We start from the raw sequence: 19407 nt of genomic DNA, 5'->3' as shown, positions 1-19407 counted from the left end.
AATTACATTTTAAATTTGTCCTTCACTAACGTTCTTGTACCTATATAAAACATCTCCAAAAACTTATTCTTCTGCCCTTTACTCTTACATTTTTTCACAGAAGAATTAAGTCGACCGATAATTAAATCATAATTAGAATACATACTCATGATTTTGACCGGGTTAACTCCAGTAACCAATTCAAAAGGTTTATCGCCAGTATTTAGATTAAATAAATCCAACGAGCGTTTATTTCCTTTCATTTCTTTAAGCCACTCATAATATTTAACCAACAGATTTCTTAATTCTGACATAAATGTACTATCATACAAATCTTCAAAGTTTCCATTATTGGCATTAAAAGCAGTAGAACTAAAATAGTCAAATTTGTTATCCAAACAGTTGGTCATCAAAATAAACTGCGTTAGTGGAGCAAACAACAAATGCTTTTGAGTATCGTAAAATGAATTAAATGACACAACATCTTCTATATCTTTCAATCCAAGTTCTTTATTTACTGTATTCGGATGTTGTTTATTACTAAAATCCACAATAGCAGTAGCAGCCAAAAATTCAATTAGATGTGCGTCATTTTCTTGCGCAGTACCTCCTTCATGATTGTCATAAGTATTAGTTATATCATCCGCAAGATAATATAAAGCATCTATTGACCCATTTTTACTAATATTATTCTCATAATAAGCCAATGCCGATTTTGTTTTTGAAATAAATGTTGATGAATCTATCTCGCTTGCATCATCACTTTTCAGCTTAAAATACGGAAGAATTGTTATAGCTCCAATTTCCGCATTATTAATTAAATCATGATTCGAAAACGAGTCTCCAGTTCTCAACGTTTTCAACAACAACGGGAAACCACTGGCTCCAGTTCCACCGAAAATAGAACTAATAATAAATATTTTATCGTCAACTTCAAATGAATTTGCAAAATCTTCAAAATCCACTGACTTGACTATCTGATTCAGTACAACACTACCAATATTGGGATTGCCTTTAAATCCTACATCCATTGACGAATTCAAGTTCTTGTCTGAAAATAAGATTTTCATCATTGCTTTATTAGCCTTATCCATTGAAGGCAAATCAATGAATTGCTGAAAAGTCTTATCATCAGTGTCATGTATTCTTAAAGTGTAATTGCCTAATACTTGAGAAAGCTCTTTTCGAAAAAACATGTTTTCATCTTCATCTGAGAACTGCAATTCCGAACGTACAGCACGATAAGTATTCATCAAAGTAACCGTACGGGTTAAGTCCGCATTTGATACATCCGGATCTATTATTATAGGTACTATCTCATTGGCTCCAATCTTAACTCCGGCCGCCAACATCATTGTAAAAGAACGAAGCACCCTTGAACCTGTTCCTCCTATTCCAAAAACATACAGTTTAGACATAAAATATTTACTTTACAAATGGTGCTGCCGAAACATTAGTACTCCACCATTTAATGATACATGAAATTATAAAAAAGACCAATACTGATAACATCATATTTGAAATTCCAAAACAGATGCAATTCGAACTATCAATATCCAAAGGAATTTCTTGATTTGTCAACGGACATATAGTATGCATTTTTCCTGCATAGTAGTCAGCAAGTACCCATTGCCATCCTAAAAATCCATTAATCAATGCATTAATTATAAGAAAGATAAGCCATCCCCACCAATGATTTAGTTGCGGATGATTTACAACATAATAAAAGAATACGGACATCGCAAATGTAATTCCAAACATCCACAAACCGACGCCTATAAACAGATTTGCAGTTTGCACAGGAGAAGCCAATCCCCACATATAATCTGCAAGCACTAACCCAAAGAAATCTTCAAACCAGCAATAAATACTTCCAAAAAATTGTCCCATAAGAATACCTTTCTATTTTTTACTAATTAGTCGCCCCTTAGAATGTGCTTTTACGCCTAATAATCAACATATTAATATATAAATTGCTTTGATATATCTGCAAGTTTTTGTATCTTTATGGTTGAAAACTTGCAGATTATTATGATAAACAAGACCACCCCTCAGCCCTCCTTGTTCAGCTCTTTGACAGACCAGCTGAATCCCAGGCATCCCTTATACCTGCTTGCCAATAAGATAGACTGGCGCCGTTTTGAAGAAGCTTTCTCCCCGCTATACTGTGCCGTCAACGGTCGTCCGGCCAAACCCATCCGCCTGATGTGCGGACTTCTGATTCTTAAGCACGTGCGTAACCTGTCCGATGAATCGGTTGTTGAACAATGGAGCGAGAATGCTTATTACCAGTACTTTTGCGGTATGTTGGAATTCACGCCTTCCTATCCCTGCAATGCAAGCGAACTGGTACACTTCCGTAAGCGTGTCGGAGAAAATGGCATGGAACTGATTCTGTCAGAAAGTATCCGCGTCAATCAGGAGGACGACGGCCCGGACCATCACTGCACGGCCTTCATCGATTCCACGGTACAGGAAAAGAACGTGACTTATCCCACGGATGCGAAGTTGCATAAAAAGATAGTCCGCAAAGTGTTGTCTGTCGTAAAATCCTTAGGGCTTCCTTTGCGCCAGAGCTATACCTTTGTCCTCAAGAAGATCTACCGTGACCAGCGTTTCCGTAACCACCCCAAGAACCGTGGCAAGGCCCTGAAAGCGGACAAGCGGCTGCGCACCATTGCGGGAAGGCTTGTCAGGGAACTGAGGCGCAACCTGAAAGAAAACCACGGCTACGACTCCCTGCTCGACCTCTTTGAGCGGGTGCTTTCACAGAAGCGCAATTCTCCCGGGAAAATCTATTCCCTGCATGAACCGGAGGTGCAGTGTATCAGCAAGGGGAAAGAACATAAGAAATACGAGTTCGGCAACAAGGTTTCAATCGTCCGCTCAATTACCGGTGTCATACTGGGTGCCAAGTCTTTCCGGAATGAATATGACGGGCATACCATTGAAGAATCCCTCAGGCAGGTGGAACGCATTACCGGAAAGAAGATCAGGAAGTTGGCCGGGGACAGGGGGTACAGAGGAAAGAAAGAGGTGGGCGGCACCGGGATACTGATACCCGATGTTCCAAACAGGAAAGACAGTTATTACACACGCAAGAAGAAACATAAGCTATTCTGCAAGCGTGCAGGAATAGAGCCGACTATCGGGCATTTGAAATCAGACTTTCGTTTAGGACGCAACTTTTATAAAGGTGTGTTCGGGGATGTTGTCAATCTGCTCTTAGCCGCAGCAGCGTACAACTTCAAAAGAGCCATGAGGGTTCTTTGGCTACTTGTTGAAAAAATCTGCGGGACACTGTTTTCTTGCAATATCCCGCAGATGAGTACTTTTTAAGGGACGACTAATTACAAATTTAATTTCAGCTAATTCTTTATTACTTTTATAGGCATCAGCCACTCCTTGTATTATATATTTTATACCTGTTGTTTTATCCATATTCTTTATGACCTCTCTTCCCAAATTATCATTAGCATTTTCTAACCAATCAGGTTTTTCCAATGAAACTAAAGATAATTTTTCACCAACAGAATTCACGCTTTCCCGATCAATCGCAACCGTCAACAGATGAGTGTAAAAAGACTCTTTTGCAGATATTCTATCGATTCGTTCTATATTAACAAAAGAATTTAGTTTCCCATAATTTCCCATGTTACAAATTGTCTGTTCATCTTGTAATGTGACAGACATATTGGCCTTTATCAGAAACCTGTATTTCCCATCAGAATCAAGGTTACATATACAAGTATTACCTTTTTTAATTCCTGCCTTATTAGCTATCTCAAAAGGAATCTCACTTGGAGTGGAATAAGCAAAATAATTCTTTACTCCATGCTGTATCTCCGATAAAGGAACATTCTTGTTCAACCGAGACAGATGATTTTTATTACCTATCACCCATATATAATAAGGTCGCCTTGCATCTTTCAAAAACTCTTTTCCATGAGCGTAATAATACCATCCATTGAAAGATGATTCCAATCTTAATATTTCAACGCTTAAATCCTTACATCTATTCAATTGTTTTATAAATGCGTTTTGTATATCAATTTGTCTATTTATAAAAAATTTAGAAGCATCTCCTCCTGGAATATCAAGAATACAATCGGACACAAATACTGACACAATATTATCATCAGTATCTGACAATATTTTCTCAAACATATCTGCAATATCAGAACTGCCGGTATTGCCACCTACACTATGAAAAGAAATAGGGGTTAAATCTCTGATGAAATTTCTAAGTTCCTTTTTAGAAGGAATTATTTGAGAATTAATATAATTCAATTCTGTGCTATCGGAAAAGCTACTTAACCTACTAATATACCCATAAATAGCATCTTTCAACTCAGATCCATCGTACATAAAGCCATCCATACTTCCAGAATTCTCTACATAAACTCTCAATAGAGGCTTTTCTACTTCATTCAATTTTAACTGTTCACATTTTATCTCTATTTTATTATCTCCACAACTCCATATGCAAAATAATACAATAGATACTATGCCAACTAATAACATACTTAATAGATTAGTCTGCAAAAACAATGGTCGTGTTTTTTGACTCATAAATATTCTATGTTGTCCGCAGACTCCCCAAACTAGACGGTTCGTAAATGAAAAAGACATACTATTATAAAGAAAAAGCGCGGGAATCTGTACCTGTCACTCGTCCCACACTTCGAGGCCTTCGCATTGCCCATCACCGTCTGAACGAGCAACGCAGAAGCCCACGCCGATATGTATAACAACCAATATATCTTTTCAATTGAAAAGATATATCAGAAAATAGTAGCATATCCCGCAGCCATCTACCGTTGCTTTGTTTTTGACGATGATTCAAAAGTTGCGAAGTTTCGAAGTGTCAAAGACAAAGCGTTTAGTAAACGCCTTTCTTTATATAATACATCTCCCACACCACCCTGACCTCACGAATTGAGGTATCGGCGTGAGAAACATTGCAAAACTATGAAAATAAAATTAAATATCCTACTTTATATCAACATTTTCACTCAACGCCTCTACATTCAAACACTCTCCTTCGCCATCATATCGATTTCTTTCGTACATTCTTACATACCAACCTACCGCCAACCTCATAAGAAGCAGTACTTCACCTCCAGTCTATTAACGAATAACTTCCATTTTATTAATTATAAACTTCCTTTTATCAAATAGAAAACTTATCTTTGTCTAATTATAAACTATAAATGCAAGCTTTGATTATAAAAACAAAAGCTTCATTTTTATAATTGCAAGCTTCATTTATAAAAACAGAACTTGCGATTATAGTTTATGATTAATCAAAAGGAACTTTTGGATTAGGAGAAAAGAAGTTTGCACTTAATGCAGAAGAAGTTTTCTCTTAATAGACAAGAACCAATCTATTAATACTTTAAACCAAAGAATGTATGGCACGTTACATCATGGAAGAGATGCCCGACCTCCAAAAAACAGGCAAAAGAATGGCTCAGTTGTAATTCTTGGGGGATTAAGTTTAGTCAATTCCCTTCATGCATATACCTTTGCTAGCCTAAAAAGGAAGAAGCTCATATCCACTACTCCTCTAAATGATGCCCTAAATGCTTTGATTTTAGCATTAAATGCTTCCGCTGCTGCATTTGTACTCCTGTTCACAAAGAAGTTCAGAATCCTTTCATAATGATTCTCAATAGAGTTTGCTACTGTTGTGAATGTATCGTATCCATATTCTTCAATCTTATTATACCATAGTGCCAGCTTTGCTCTTGCTACATCCTTGTCATAGTTTGTGGAAAAGATCTTTCCCAACTCCAATGAGTAGTAATATACGTGCTTAATATCTTCAAACTGCTTGAAAAGTAATTCTGCCCTGATTTTCTGACTCTTGGTCCATTTATCAGGTGATTTAAATAATAAATATCTGCTTCTGGCCAATAATTGCCTGAGTGTATCTCCGTTTTCGAGTTCTTCTGCTTTATATACTTCCCCCTTCTCTTTTGCCGCTTTCATAGCTTTATTCTCCTCTTTTATCACTTGCCATCTATATGTAATGCGCAACTCTTGTACAGCTTCGTATACAAGTTTTTGTACATGAAACCTATCAATCACCTGCATGGCACGTGGAAAGCACGTTTTGGCAATCTTTTGCATGCTCCCGGCCATATCCAGTGTAATTTCTTTGACCTGATTACGCAGCTCCTGTGGCATCTTTGTAAGTACCGCAATGATATCATCGGTTTTAGTGCCCTGAATTACAGCTATAATAGAACCTTTCCTACCTCGCTTATCTCTATTTATTAAGATGGTATAAAGATCTCCCTTACTTAAAGCCGTTTCGTCAATACATAGGTGATAACCCATATTCTTTGGATAAAGGATATACTCTTGGGCATGTGCTCTCTGATCCCAATTCTGGAAGTCACTCAGGTGGTCTTTATATTGGCTTTGAAGCTGTTTGCCATCCATACAGTAATGCTCAGCTACACTTTGGCAGCTAACGGCGTGATTATCTAAGTAATTCTTTTAAAAAAGCACCGAACTCAGCGGTTATGCGAGTACCGGTGGCTACCAAACTCCAGTCACGACTATATGTCTGCCCAGTGGATGGATCTTCCCAGCGACGACGCTTGATACGTAAATAAACGGCTTTACCACGGATAGGGAAGTCCTGAACTTCAATCTCAGGGAGGAAACCTTTTGAGTGAAGATGGAGATCAGAGTACTCAGCAGGAATAGTGGCTTTCTCCTCTAAATAAAGAATAAAGCAAGTATCCTGAGAAACATGATTGACTAGGGTAAAGTAATCAAGGATTCCTGAAGGCAAGAACAAGCTTAAAGAAGCAACAGGATCAATCGTTTGGGAAGAGGATGTTTTCATGATGCAAAAATAAGAATTTTAACGCAATCCCCCAAGGTTTCAGACTGAGCCAAAAGAATTACTTATCCGAAGTTTGCACGGATAGACAATGCAAGTATAAAAGAGTTGGCGCGACGGGTGGGCGATGTCAGCGGCTTCAGTGCCGGAGACATAGAAGGCGTACTGCTTCAGACAGCTATTGAAATGGCACACCTGATGGCAGAGGGACGTTCGGTAAAGATAGACGGAATAGGTACATTCACTCCGTCGCTCACCTTAGGCAGAGATAAGGAACGGGAAGATGCGAAAGAAGGTGGAAAACACCGCAACGCACAAAGTATTTTTATAGGAGGCGTCAATTTCCGGGTAGACAGGGAAATGGTAAGAAATATCAGCGAAAGATGCCGGTTGGAAAGAGCTCCTTGGAAAAAGCAAAAATCCTCGAATAAATTCACACCGGAACAACGACTAACATTAGCACTAAAATATCTCGATGAATATCCTTTCCTGACCGTTCGGGAATATCAGAAACTAACCGGATTGCTACAAACAGCAGCCACCAACGAACTGAGAAAATGGGGACATCAACCCGATTCGGGAATAGAAATCACCGGAAGAGGAACACATAGGGTATATACAAAGAAGAAAATAGTCGAAGAAGGGCAATAATAGTATGAGAAATGACTTAAAAAAGTATGAGAAATAACTGTTTTTAAGGCTTATTTCACCCGGAAATGATGAGAAATGCGATTTATTAAAAACATTTCTCATACTATAATACTCTGATTATATGCTGATTAATGCAAAACCATGAGAATATGAGAAATAAAAACGTTTTTCTTGGTTCTTCGTCAAATTTGGTGGTACTTCTTCTATTGTGAATAAATAATCTTCGCTCTCAGTAGTTTAATTCCTGCCCTATTGTACATCTGTCTTTTTACCGCTTTAATTTTATTCACTGTCCCCTCCAGTAATCCGTTACTGAAGGGGATATCAATAGCTGCCTGTACTGCCTCCCAGTCTTTTTCAATACCATATGCAAAGTTCGTCAGTGCCATATTCCGTGTTGCCTTCGCTTTTTCAATCCACTTTCTAATATCCTTATCATAAGTGTTCCCATTAATCATATCTCTGAAATTCTGACACACGCTTAAAAGTTCTTTAATCTGCGGTGAGGACTTATACAGTTCCGCTAGTTTAGGATTATCCGATTCTCCCTTTAGAATGTATTTGCGTATCTGATTCTGTGAAACTCTCTGTGTTTTACTTCCGTTTTCAATGCTCTCATTATGCTCCTTGACTTCTTTCCTCTTTTGTTGATACATTTTTCGCAAGCTGGATGTTATCCTTCCAATAAGTGCGCCACTGATTTTACTTCCCATTTTTTGTGCCAATATATTTCGGGTAATACAGCCCGCACTAATGATTGTAGCCAGTTCGGATACATATTTAAGAGCTGTCTTCTGTTGCTCATTCAAGTATGCCCCTATTCTCCTGTTGTGAATGAGCTTATAAATGTAGCGACTTTTCTTGCCTAAATGTGCGGCTGTCTGCTCAATGGTCATCCCCTGCATTTTTAAGTTCAGGCTTTCCCTGTATATCTTCAATTTTTCTCTGTGTCGGACATCTCCCATGTTAAATATGTCCTGAAGAATTAACGAAGAAGCCGTGTCTCTGTCAGGATATTCGTATTTGAGCTTTTGCTTAGTCTGACGAATCATTTTCTCTATTTCCGGTATCATTGTGTCCGTCATATTCTTGGTTAGATGGAACCGGTCGCAGATTTGTGTAACACCAGGGATTATTCTGTTTATAGCCTCTGTGAAACATCTTCCACGGTCTCTCGTTATATATTGTATTTGAGGATTCCGGGCGAGCCAGTTATCAAGCGCTTCTCCGCTTCTATCCTCTAACAAAGCAATAGGCATGTGTGTCATCTGGTCTACGACCACACTCATATAATCCTTACCTTTTTTATAGGCAAAATCATCAATACCTACATAAATACTTTTATTATGCATAGGATTATGTTGCCCGCACTGTTGTAGGATGCGTAAGCAGGAAGAGCTACTGGCCGTTATATGGAACAGCTGCAAAAGAGAAGAGGCCTTTCGGGAAGTAAGTTCCAAGCTTATCGATCTGATGCGTTCCTCAACAAGATAGCTCCGTCTACCATACCGACGAGCCAGAAAAGACAACGGTTCGCAGAATATTTTTTGCGGACAAGAAACATTGTCACAATAATATTTACCAACCTTTATGACTAACTCCAAAGTATGACCGTAAACTTCAAGATCCTGAATATGACGGGAGTAGTAACTGTGCAATCGGTGACTGAAATGTCCGCAATAAGGACAGGAAGCCCCCTTGCCAGCCGTATGTAAAAAGACCGTCAATGAGCCAACAGCTTCAGAGATACCATCTTGTTGCAGATTATCGTAGCCAAGACTGAATCTGAAATCATGGAATAATCCCCTATTTGTAGGAGTATTTTCTTTTTTTGATGTATATTTGTACGTTGTAGATATGACTTGTTGCATTGTAACTCTTAATGATGTGGTGTCTTTAAAGTTACTAAAAAGCAAACATATCTACAACTTTTAATAGGATTAAGAAAGAAGAAGACAGTTGAAATAAAAAAGAGATTACCACCAAATTTGACGAAGAACCTTTTTCTTGGTTCTTCGTCAAATTTGGTGGTACTTCTTCTATTGTGAATAAAGAATCTTGGCTCTCAGTAGTTTGCTTCCTGCCCTATTGTACATCTGCCTTTTTACCGCTTTAATTTTATTCACTGTCCCCTCCAGTAATCCGTTACTGAAGGGGATATCAATAGCTGCCTGTACTGCCTCCCAGTCTTTTTCAATACCATATGCAAAGTTCGTCAGTGCCATATTCCGTGTTGCCTTCGCTTTTTCAATCCACTTTCTAATATCCTTATCATAAGTGTTCCCATTAATCATATCTCTGAAATTCTGACACACGCTTAAGAGTTCTTTAATCTGTGGTGAGGACTTATATAGTTCCGCTAGTTTAGGATTATCCGATTCTCCCTTTAGAATGTATTTGCGTATCTGATTCTGTGAAACTCTCTGTGTTTTACTTCCGTTTTCAATGCTCTCATTATGCTCCTTGACTTCCTTCCTCTTTTGTTGATACATTTTTCGCAAGCTGGATGTTATCCTTCCAATAAGTGCGCCACTGATTTTACTCCCCATTTTTTGTGCCAATATTTTTCGGGTAATACAGCCCGCACTAATGATTGTAGCCAGTTCGGATACATATTTAAGAGCTGTCTTCTGTTGCTCATTCAAGTATGCCCCTATTCTCCTGTTGTGAATGAGCTTATAAATGTAGCGACTTTTCTTGCCCAAATGCGCGGCTGTCTGCTCAATGGTCATCCCCTGCATTTTTAAGTTCAGGCTTTCCCTGTATATCTTCAATTTTTCTCTGTGTCGGACATCTCCCATGTTAAATATGTCCTGAAGAATTAACGAAGAAGCCGTGTCTCTGTCAGGATATTCGTATTTGAGCTTTTGCTTGGTCTGACGAATCATTTTCTCTATTTCCGGTATCATCGTGTCCGTCATATTCTTGGTTAGATGGAACCGGTCGCAGATTTGTGTAACACCAGGGATTATTCTGTTTATAGCCTCTGTGAAACATCTTCCACGGTCTCTCGTTATATATTGTATTTGAGGATTCCGGGTGAGCCAGTTATCAAGCGCTTCTCCGTTTCTATCCTCTAACAAAGCAATAGGCATGTGTGTCATCTGGTCTACGACCACACTCATATAATCCTTACCTTTTTTATAGGCAAAATCATCAATACCTACATAAATACTTTTATTATGCATAGGATTATGTTGCCCGCACTGTTGTAGGATGCGTAAGCAGGAAGAGCTACTGGCCGTTATATGGAACAGCTGCAAAAGAGAAGAGGCCTTTCGGGAAGTAAGTTCCAAGCTTATCGATCTGATGCGTTCCTCAACAAGATAGCTCCGTCTACCATACCGACGAGCCAGAAAAGACAACGGTTCGCAGAATATTTTTCGCGGACAAGAAACATTTTCGCAATAATATTTGCCAACCTTTATGACTAACTCCAAAGTATGACCGTAAACTTCAAGATCCTGAATATGACGGGAGTAATAACTGTGTAATCGGTGACTGAAATGTCCGCAATAAGGACAGGAAGCCCCCTTGCCAGCCGTATGTAAAAAGACCGTCAATGAACCAACAGCTTCAGAGATACCATCTTGTTGCAGATTATCGTAGCCAGGACTGAATCTGAAATCATGGAATAATCCCCTATTTGTAGGAGGATTTTCTTTTTTTGATGTATATTTGTACGTTGTAGATATGGCTTGTTGCATTGTAACTCTTAATGATGTGGTGTCTTTAAAGTTACTAAAAAGCAAACATATCTACAACTTTTTATAGGATTAAGAAAGAAGAAGAGGAAAACCATCGAAATAAAAAAGAGATTACCACCAAATTTGACGAAGAACCGTTTTCTTTTCTAGTAGAAGAATAATCCCTGACGTTAAAAACTGCGTTTATAATTAGATAAAAAATAAGCGCAAAAGAATGGAATATCCATTTCAAAAAAACTATCTTTGGTAATTAATTGTTTGGAAAACAAGAAGAAACAATCTGAAAAAGTTATGGGAACAATAAAAGGAATTCCTTATGGTATGTCCAATTTTGAGGATGTAATCACGCAAAACCGCTATTATGTGGATAAAACAATGTATATCCCCATGTTGGAAGATCAAGCCAACTATCTGATATTCATCCGTCCGAGACGCTTCGGCAAGAGCCTGCTACTAAGCATGCTTCGTTCATATTATGACCTTTCACAGAAAGATAAATTCCAGCAACTTTTCGGGAATCTCTGGATCGGACAAAATACAACTCCGCTTCAAGGCAAATATCAGATGCTTTATCTTGACTTTTCCAAGATTGGCGGCAACATTGATGAACTGCCGCAAAGATTTGATTCGTATAGCGCAGTGCAACTGGATGGCTTTCTGAACCGTTATCGTGAATACTACACGGATGAGTTTATTGAACGCTTCAGCACAGCGGAAAAAGGGATTGATAAACTGCATATACTAGACGATGAAGCACGCCGTCAAGGGTATCCCCTATACCTTATTATAGATGAGTATGACAATTTCACAAATGTCGTACTCAACGAGAAAGGAAATGAGATATACCACGCCATCACCCATGCCAGCGGATTCTACAGAGATACCTTCAAGAATTATAAAGGAATGTTCGACCGTATATTCATGATTGGGGTCAGCCCCGTAACTTTGGACGACTTGTCAAGCGGATATAACATAGGTTGGAACATCAGCACTAATCCACTGTTTAATCAAATGCTGGGATTTTCTGAAGAAGACGTACGTACTATGCTCCGATATTATCAGGAAGCAGGGCAGTTACAAGGAGACATTGAAGAAATGATTCAGGAGATGAAGCCATGGTATGATAATTATTGTTTTGCTCGCCAAAGTCTAAAGTCAGATCCTAAAATGTTTAATTGCGACATGGTACTCTATTACCTACGTAATCGAATTCAGTTAGGAGAATCTCCTGAACAGATGATTGATCCTAATACCCGTACGGACTACAATAAGATGAAAAAACTGATTCAACTTGACCGTCTTGACGGTAACCGCAAAGGTGTTATCAAACGAATTGCCGAAGAAGGGAAAATCATGACTAACCTATACCAGTCTTTTTCTGCCGACCAAATTACGAATCCGGAAATATTCCCCAGCCTATTATTTTATTATGGTATGCTAACTATCATCGGAACACGTGGAAATCTGACTATCCTGGGAATTCCCAACACGAATGTCCGTAAACAATATTATGAATATATCCTGGAAGAATATCAAAATCACCATTATATCAACCTGATAGATATAGAGATTCTATTCAATGATATGGCTTTTGACGGACAATGGCGACCGGCATTGGAATTCATAGCCAAAGCTTATAAGGAGAATACTTCCGTACGCAGCAGCATTGAGGGCGAACGTAACATTCAGGGATTCTTCACCGCTTACCTTAGCGTGAACGCCTACTACCTCACAATGCCTGAAGTAGAACTGAATCACGGCTTTTGCGATATGTTTCTGATGCCCGATCTGCAACGTTACGCAGAAGTAGCGCATAGCTATATCTTGGAATTAAAATATCTGCCGAAAGAAAAATACGACACCCAAGGCACCGCACAATGGCAGGAAGCCGTAGAACAAATTCATGGTTATGCTGCCGGTCCGAAAGTTCGCCAACTATGTCAGGGAACTCAACTTCACTGCATTGTCATACAATTCTGCGGCTGGGAATTAGTCCGTATGGAAGAGGTTTGATTACAAACTCTTACTGTGATGCCCGGCAAATCGCATGAAAGCTTGAGATAAACCTCCCTCCTGCCCTTGCAGTTGCACAAAATTAAACTCGCGCTGCATGGGCATTCCTTTTATCTCAACCACACGAAAATTACCGGCAACCAGTTCCTTATAAACAGAACGGATAGAAACAATTCCCATACAATCTGTATGTTCCCAAAAAAGCTTGATGCTCTCCGTACTACCGAGATACATCAATACATTCAAAGAAGAAAGTTTTAAATTATGGCGTAACAGGGAACGCTCAAACACATCCAACGTTCCTGAACCTCTCTCCCGCAAAACTAAGGGGATATTTGGCAAATCTTCCGGAGCGATCTCATCCGAAACAGCCAATTTACTATGGGTATGAACCACAGCAACCAGTTCGTCTTGCAAAAATGGAGTATACTTCAGATTAGGCAAACGGAAGATACCTTCAACCAATCCCAAATCAATCCGATGTTCTTGTAAAGCAGCTTCCACTCCCCGAGAATTTCCATTAATCAAAGAAAGATTGATCTGTGGAAACTTGGCTATAAAATCCGCCAACAAAGGAGGAAGTACATATTGCGCAATCGTAGTACTGGCACCCAGTTTCAGTTCGCCGATATATTCATTATGCAACAAATGCATCTCATATTCCAGCTGTTTATAATCGTCCAAAATCTTTTCGCTATGTTTCAATAATAGTTCTCCGGACTTAGTCAACGAGATCTTACTGCCCTGACGATCGAACAAACGAGTCTGATAATAAGCTTCCAGTTCCTGAATGTGCTTAGTGATAGCAGGCTGACTGACAAACAGCTCTTGCGAAGCCTTCGTGAAACTTAAATTCTTCGCCACGCTCTGAAATACTTTTAAACGAAAATCGGACATGGAAAATAGTGATTAACTTATTAGTGATTAGCGATTAATGACTGAAATGGGTAGCTATGGCTATAATTCATCGGCTCTGATTCCCAATGCCTGCATGACAGGAAAAGCCAACATATCCCATTTATAAGCTACCGGAGTATCCGGTTCGTTCATTCGGAATTGGACAATCTCCTTGCCCTGTACTTCATTCAAAGCATCAGTCACTTTCTTTCCATATTCTTCATTGAAAGATACCAGAATCATTTTTTTCACATCGGCCGAATCGGCTACAATGGATAATAAGTCTAAAAACAAGTCCTCTCTCGACACCATCCCTTCCGACGGAACACTAGCAAACGAATATTCTCCATAAGGGCTTTGAAAAGCAACTCCATTCAACTCTTTCTCCAAGTCAGAAGGCTGGCAATGCGCAAGATTACCTGACTCTTTATCATAAACAAAAAGAAACTGCACTTCATTTTTTCCTTCCGCAGTCCCAGCATCCAAAGTCAAATAGGTAGTCAACATCGAAAGATCGATCTCTTGTAAAGAACGTTGCAAAGTCTCTTCGAAGTATCTCTTCATATCCGTAATTACGAAATTCAGGAAAGCGGCATCAATCAGCACCACTGTTTCCGATAATTTTATTTGTGGTTTATCATTCATATCATTAGTCATCAATTAGAAAACAGATTTACTCTCTACTATAGGACAAAGATAAACTTTCTTATCTTCTCCGGAAAGAATATTTTAAAAAAAGAGAAATTATCAGGCTATTACTCAATAAAGAGGCGTACCTTTGGAGAAAATTGACAAATTTATTAAATGGCACGATAATGAATAAAAAAAAGAACCAAACTTCGATTGATCTCGATGCGATTATGACCGAAGTATTAAACTTGTTTACACCTGAAGAACAACAGGAAGTGATAGATATATTAAGCAATAACGGATTAGAAAAAATCTACCAACAAATGGAAGAAGCTTTCTATCACTATCAACATCCGGACTATAGCTCGGAAGCAACCCCCATTGCAGCTTACCTGCAAAGGCTTTGGGATATGCAGACATGCAAAGACTACCCATCTGACGAGTTTAAAAAAGATTGCACGACAGTACCCGCTGCCGAATTAGAAAAAGATTTGCGCAACTTTATCCTACATCTATTCATCCATTATCAAGGACCTCTCGAAAACGCAAAAGAAGAAGACAGACCTTTTAAGTTATGGTATATCTACTGGGCGATGGAACATTACCGAATGGAATCTTCTTTAAATATCATCTTGGAAATAATGCGGCAAAGTCCGACTTTCCTCGCTTCCTACTGCCACCTCGTACAGGATGAAGCCACCATTGCCATCATTTACCAACTCGGGCAGCACCAATTGCCTTTGCTACTTAGTTTCATGAATGAAGACGGAATCGCTCCTTTCGGAAAAGAAGATATTTGTAGTGCTGTCGCACAAATTGCCATAACCAACCCTGAACGAAGATTGGAAATTATTAACTGGTTCTGCCAATTATTGAATTCTTATTACGATCAGTTTGAGCGTGGGGAAGATAATAATATCGCGATAATTGACTATATCACAAATACGTTGATGAATATCCGTGCCATAGAAACGTTGCCTATATTGGAAAAAATCTATAAACGATTCAAAATCCCCAATACATTAACGAGAAGAGGAATCAAAGAGATAAAAAAAGAAATGCCACACGCAGAACTGAAGGGATTGGAGGTGGACAGTATGGAAGAACTAATGAACTTATTGAATGAGTTCTTTGCCTTCAATGAGAATAATGAATTTGATGATAACGAATTTGATGAAGAATACGATGACGAGTTTGACGATGATGAATACGACGAATCTTTCTACATTGAAGAACAAACCTCTAAAAAGCTCAATATAAAAATTTCTTTGATTAATTCCGACCCGGAAATATATCGTATAGTGGAAGTTCCTTCCAACATCCGTCTGGAAAATTTTGCGGATGTCATAAATACCGCAATGGGGTGGGAAGGCTATCACTTGCATCTGTTTCAAAAAGGGAAAACAATATATACAGCCGATGAATACGGTGATGATCTTTTGTTTGATCCCAATAATACAGTCAACTCCTACTCTCTCTCTTTAGGAGAGATCCTTACCCGAAAAGGCTCACATATTAAATATGAATATGATTTCGGAGATAGTTGGGTGCATCGGATTACTCTGGAATCGCAACAAGCATATAAAAAGGACGAAACACAAGGCATCTTTCTCATAGACGGAGCAAATGCATGTCCACCCGAAGATTGCGGAGGAATATATGGTTACCAAGAGATGTTGGAGGCATTAAAACAACCACACTCAAAAGCTGCAAAAGAATATCGGGAATGGTTGGGAAAGAATTTCAACGCACACAAATTTAATGCGAAAAAAGTAGAAAGAGAGCTTAGAGACTTCCCGATAAGAATCTTCTAACAATTGTTTCTCCACAGAATAGTAAACTTCATTGAAAACCCATCTTATTCTGAAGCCCATCCTATTCTGTGGAGTATATGGTAAATTCGTCAGTCATATCTAGATAAAAAAGGTCATTTTGTCCTTTAACTCCTTAATACTCATGCTATTTTGTCATATTTTTATACTTGGCAAATCTTTTGAGCCCCTTTAGGTGTTATTAAAAACGTGAAATAAGAAAGGAGAACAAAGATATGAACTTTAACAATTTTACCATTAAATCTCAAGAAGCGGTACAGGAGGCCGTAAACCTGGTACAAAGCCGGGGACAACAAGCCATTGAACCTGTCCACATCATGCAGGGAGTAATGAAAGTAGGCGAAAACGTCACTAATTTCATCTTCCAAAAACTTGGTATGAATGGACAGCAAGTAGCTCTCGTGGTCGACAAGCAAATCGACTCCCTGCCGAAAGTATCCGGCGGAGAACCGTATCTAAGTCGTGAATCCAACGAAGTTTTGCAGAAAGCAACACAGTATTCTAAAGAAATGGGCGACGAGTTTGTTTCATTAGAGCCTATCATACTGGCATTGCTGACTGTTAAGAGTACCGTCTCCACGATCTTGAAAGATGCCGGTATGACGGAAAAAGAATTGCGCAACGCTATCAGCGAATTGAGAAAAGGAGAAAAGGTTACATCACAATCCAGTGAAGATACTTATCAATCATTGGAAAAGTATGCTATCAACCTGAACGAAGCTGCCCGTAGCGGAAAACTGGATCCCGTAATCGGACGTGATGAAGAAATCCGCCGAGTATTACAGATATTGAGCCGCCGTACAAAGAACAACCCGATTCTGATTGGTGAACCGGGTACCGGTAAAACGGCTATTGTAGAAGGTTTGGCACATCGTATTCTTCGCGGAGACGTGCCCGAAAACCTGAAGAACAAACAAGTTTATTCACTGGATATGGGAGCACTGGTTGCCGGCGCAAAGTACAAAGGTGAATTTGAAGAACGATTGAAATCAGTTGTCAATGAGGTGAAGAAATCAGAAGGTGATATTATTCTGTTCATTGATGAGATTCACACGCTGGTAGGTGCCGGAAAAGGTGAAGGTGCCATGGATGCCGCCAACATTCTAAAGCCCGCCTTAGCTCGTGGAGAACTACGTTCCATCGGAGCAACAACCCTTGACGAGTATCAAAAATACTTCGAAAAGGATAAAGCATTGGAGCGTCGTTTCCAAATCGTGCAAGTGGACGAACCGGATAACTTGAGTACCATTTCCATCCTTCGCGGATTGAAAGAACGTTACGAGAACCATCATCACGTACGTATCAAAGACGACGCAATCATTGCAGCTGTCGAATTGAGTAGCCGTTACATCACCGACCGTTTCCTGCCGGATAAAGCCATTGACCTGATGGACGAAGCCGCAGCCAAACTACGTATGGAGGTAGATTCCGTTCCTGAAGAACTGGATGAGATTTCCCGTAAAATCAAGCAGCTGGAAATTGAACGCGAGGCTATCAAACGTGAAAACGATAAACCGAAACTGGAAATTATCGGTAAGGAACTTGCCGAGCTCAAAGAACAGGAAAAGTCCTTTAAAGCTAAATGGCAAAGTGAGAAAACGCTGATGGATAAAATCCAGCAGAACAAGGTTGAGATAGAGAATCTTAAATTTGAAGCAGAAAAAGCCGAACGTGAAGGCGATTATGGTAAAGTAGCCGAAATCCGTTATGGTAAACTTCAGGCTTTGGATAAAGAAATAGAAGATACTCAAAAGCAACTGCGTGATATGCAAGGCGATAAAGCCATGATTAAGGAGGAGGTAGACGCTGAAGATATTGCTGATGTTGTTTCCCGCTGGACTGGTATTCCTGTCAGCAAGATGCTGCAAAGTGAAAAAGATAAACTGTTGCACTTGGAAGAGGAACTTCATCAACGTGTAATTGGTCAGGACGAAGCGATTGAAGCGGTGGCAGATGCTGTGCGCCGTAGCCGTGCCGGATTACAAGATCCGAAACGTCCGATCGGGTCATTTATCTTCCTGGGAACCACCGGCGTAGGTAAGACCGAATTAGCAAAGGCATTGGCAGAGTTCCTGTTTGATGACGAAACGATGATGACTCGTATCGACATGAGTGAGTATCAGGAAAAGCATAGTGTCTCCCGTCTGGTCGGAGCGCCTCCGGGATATGTTGGATACGATGAGGGCGGTCAGTTGACAGAAGCTATACGGCGGAAACCTTACTCTGTTGTTTTGTTTGACGAAATAGAAAAGGCTCATCCGGATGTCTTCAATATTCTGTTGCAGGTATTGGATGACGGACGACTGACTGACAATAAAGGAAGGGTGGTCAACTTCAAAAATACCATTATCATCATGACTTCAAATATGGGCAGTTCTTATATACAAAGTCAGATGGAGAAGTTGCATGGTTCCAATAAGGAAGAAGTAATCGAAGAAACGAAGAAGGAAGTGATGAATATGTTGAAAAAGACAATTCGTCCGGAATTCCTGAACCGTATTGATGAAACGATTATGTTCTTACCATTGAACGAAAAAGAAATCAAGCAAATCGTACTTTTACAAATTAAGGGAGTACAGAAAATGCTTGCCGAAAACGGAGTGGAACTGCAATTGGCAGAAGGAGCATTGAACTTCTTATCGCAAGTGGGTTATGATCCTGAATTTGGAGCTCGTCCGGTGAAGAGGGCTATTCAACGCTATCTGCTGAATGATCTATCCAAGAAGTTACTATCACAGGAAGTCGACCGAAGCAAAGCAATTATCGTTGATGCTGACGGAGACGGATTGGTATTCAGAAATTAAAAGTCATCATTCAAATAGAATGGGGCTGTCTAACA

The 19407-nt window shown here is 39.4% G+C and carries 15 protein-coding genes; 6 read left to right on the top strand and 9 right to left on the bottom strand.

Annotation, left to right across the window (positions count from 1 at the left end):
* Nucleotides 1–2 precede the first annotated feature (2 nt).
* Both INE92_RS01230 and INE92_RS01225 read right to left on the bottom strand, forming a co-directional pair.
* On the bottom strand, nucleotides 3–1397 hold the full coding sequence (locus INE92_RS01230) for a hypothetical protein (protein WP_195436723.1): 1395 nt from the start codon (nucleotides 1395–1397) through the stop codon (nucleotides 3–5).
* A gap of 7 nt (nucleotides 1398–1404) precedes the next feature.
* Nucleotides 1405–1869 (bottom strand): hypothetical protein, encoded by a 465-nt coding sequence (locus tag INE92_RS01225; RefSeq protein WP_195436722.1) that lies wholly within the window; start codon nucleotides 1867–1869, stop codon nucleotides 1405–1407.
* A 141-nt stretch (nucleotides 1870–2010) separates the two neighbouring features.
* On the opposite strand from INE92_RS01225, the gene INE92_RS01220 reads away from it, so the two are divergent.
* Nucleotides 2011–3318 carry an IS5 family transposase gene (locus tag INE92_RS01220; RefSeq protein WP_008771523.1) on the top strand — a complete coding sequence of 436 codons (1308 nt, stop codon included), beginning with the start codon at nucleotides 2011–2013 and terminating at the stop codon, nucleotides 3316–3318.
* Here INE92_RS01220 and INE92_RS01215 read toward each other — a convergent pair.
* On the bottom strand, nucleotides 3253–4551 hold the full coding sequence (locus INE92_RS01215) for a hypothetical protein (RefSeq protein ID WP_203462759.1): 1299 nt from the start codon (nucleotides 4549–4551) through the stop codon (nucleotides 3253–3255). The two genes, INE92_RS01220 and INE92_RS01215, sit on opposite strands and share 66 nt — an antisense overlap.
* A 47-nt stretch (nucleotides 4552–4598) precedes the next feature.
* Here INE92_RS01215 and INE92_RS27065 point away from each other — a divergent pair, with 47 nt between their 5' ends.
* Nucleotides 4599–4730 (top strand): hypothetical protein, encoded by a 132-nt coding sequence (locus INE92_RS27065; RefSeq protein WP_257421842.1) that lies wholly within the window; start codon nucleotides 4599–4601, stop codon nucleotides 4728–4730.
* Between the two features lie 763 nt (nucleotides 4731–5493).
* Here the strand turns inward: INE92_RS27065 and INE92_RS01210 are convergent.
* Nucleotides 5494–6429, bottom strand: coding sequence for an ISAon1 family transposase (locus INE92_RS01210; RefSeq protein ID WP_008025715.1), 936 nt, complete (start codon nucleotides 6427–6429; stop codon nucleotides 5494–5496).
* A 40-nt stretch (nucleotides 6430–6469) separates the two neighbouring features.
* Nucleotides 6470–6841 (bottom strand): ISAon1 family transposase N-terminal region protein, encoded by a 372-nt coding sequence (locus INE92_RS01205; RefSeq protein ID WP_008640050.1) that lies wholly within the window; start codon nucleotides 6839–6841, stop codon nucleotides 6470–6472.
* Between the two features lie 57 nt (nucleotides 6842–6898).
* Between INE92_RS01205 and INE92_RS01200 the strand changes: the two genes are divergently transcribed.
* Nucleotides 6899–7489, top strand: a complete 591-nt coding sequence (locus INE92_RS01200) for an HU family DNA-binding protein (protein WP_212702058.1) — start codon at nucleotides 6899–6901, stop codon at nucleotides 7487–7489.
* 203 nt (nucleotides 7490–7692) lie between these two features.
* Here the strand turns inward: INE92_RS01200 and INE92_RS01195 are convergent, their stop codons facing one another.
* Nucleotides 7693–9360 carry an ISL3 family transposase gene (locus INE92_RS01195; protein ID WP_074911576.1) on the bottom strand — a complete coding sequence of 556 codons (1668 nt, stop codon included), beginning with the start codon at nucleotides 9358–9360 and terminating at the stop codon, nucleotides 7693–7695.
* A gap of 168 nt (nucleotides 9361–9528) precedes the next feature.
* Nucleotides 9529–11196 carry an ISL3 family transposase gene (locus tag INE92_RS01190; RefSeq protein ID WP_087321590.1) on the bottom strand — a complete coding sequence of 556 codons (1668 nt, stop codon included), beginning with the start codon at nucleotides 11194–11196 and terminating at the stop codon, nucleotides 9529–9531.
* 291 nt (nucleotides 11197–11487) lie between these two features.
* Here INE92_RS01190 and INE92_RS01185 point away from each other — a divergent pair, with 291 nt between their 5' ends.
* Nucleotides 11488–13209 carry an ATP-binding protein gene (locus tag INE92_RS01185; protein ID WP_195436783.1) on the top strand — a complete coding sequence of 574 codons (1722 nt, stop codon included), beginning with the start codon at nucleotides 11488–11490 and terminating at the stop codon, nucleotides 13207–13209.
* On the opposite strand, the gene INE92_RS01180 is transcribed toward INE92_RS01185, so the two are convergent.
* Nucleotides 13210–14106 carry a LysR substrate-binding domain-containing protein gene (locus INE92_RS01180; protein ID WP_151937951.1) on the bottom strand — a complete coding sequence of 299 codons (897 nt, stop codon included), beginning with the start codon at nucleotides 14104–14106 and terminating at the stop codon, nucleotides 13210–13212.
* A 60-nt stretch (nucleotides 14107–14166) separates the two neighbouring features.
* On the bottom strand, nucleotides 14167–14751 hold the full coding sequence (locus INE92_RS01175; RefSeq protein WP_195436784.1) for a DUF6621 family protein: 585 nt from the start codon (nucleotides 14749–14751) through the stop codon (nucleotides 14167–14169).
* 170 nt (nucleotides 14752–14921) lie between these two features.
* On the opposite strand from INE92_RS01175, the gene INE92_RS01170 reads away from it, so the two are divergent.
* Together INE92_RS01170 and clpB are read left to right on the top strand one after the other, a co-directional pair.
* Nucleotides 14922–16550: a plasmid pRiA4b ORF-3 family protein gene (locus INE92_RS01170; protein ID WP_195436785.1), complete on the top strand. Its 1629-nt coding sequence runs from the start codon at nucleotides 14922–14924 to the stop codon at nucleotides 16548–16550.
* Nucleotides 16551–16783: 233 nt separating this feature from the next.
* Nucleotides 16784–19372 carry an ATP-dependent chaperone ClpB gene (gene clpB / locus INE92_RS01165; RefSeq protein ID WP_151928221.1) on the top strand — a complete coding sequence of 863 codons (2589 nt, stop codon included), beginning with the start codon at nucleotides 16784–16786 and terminating at the stop codon, nucleotides 19370–19372.
* Nucleotides 19373–19407 lie beyond the last annotated feature (35 nt).

This window comes from Bacteroides xylanisolvens, from assembly GCF_018289135.1.
Taxonomy (GTDB): domain Bacteria; phylum Bacteroidota; class Bacteroidia; order Bacteroidales; family Bacteroidaceae; genus Bacteroides; species Bacteroides xylanisolvens.
The sequence above is the reverse complement of the archived record's forward strand: the minus strand, read 5'-3'. Positions and strand labels throughout refer to the sequence as shown.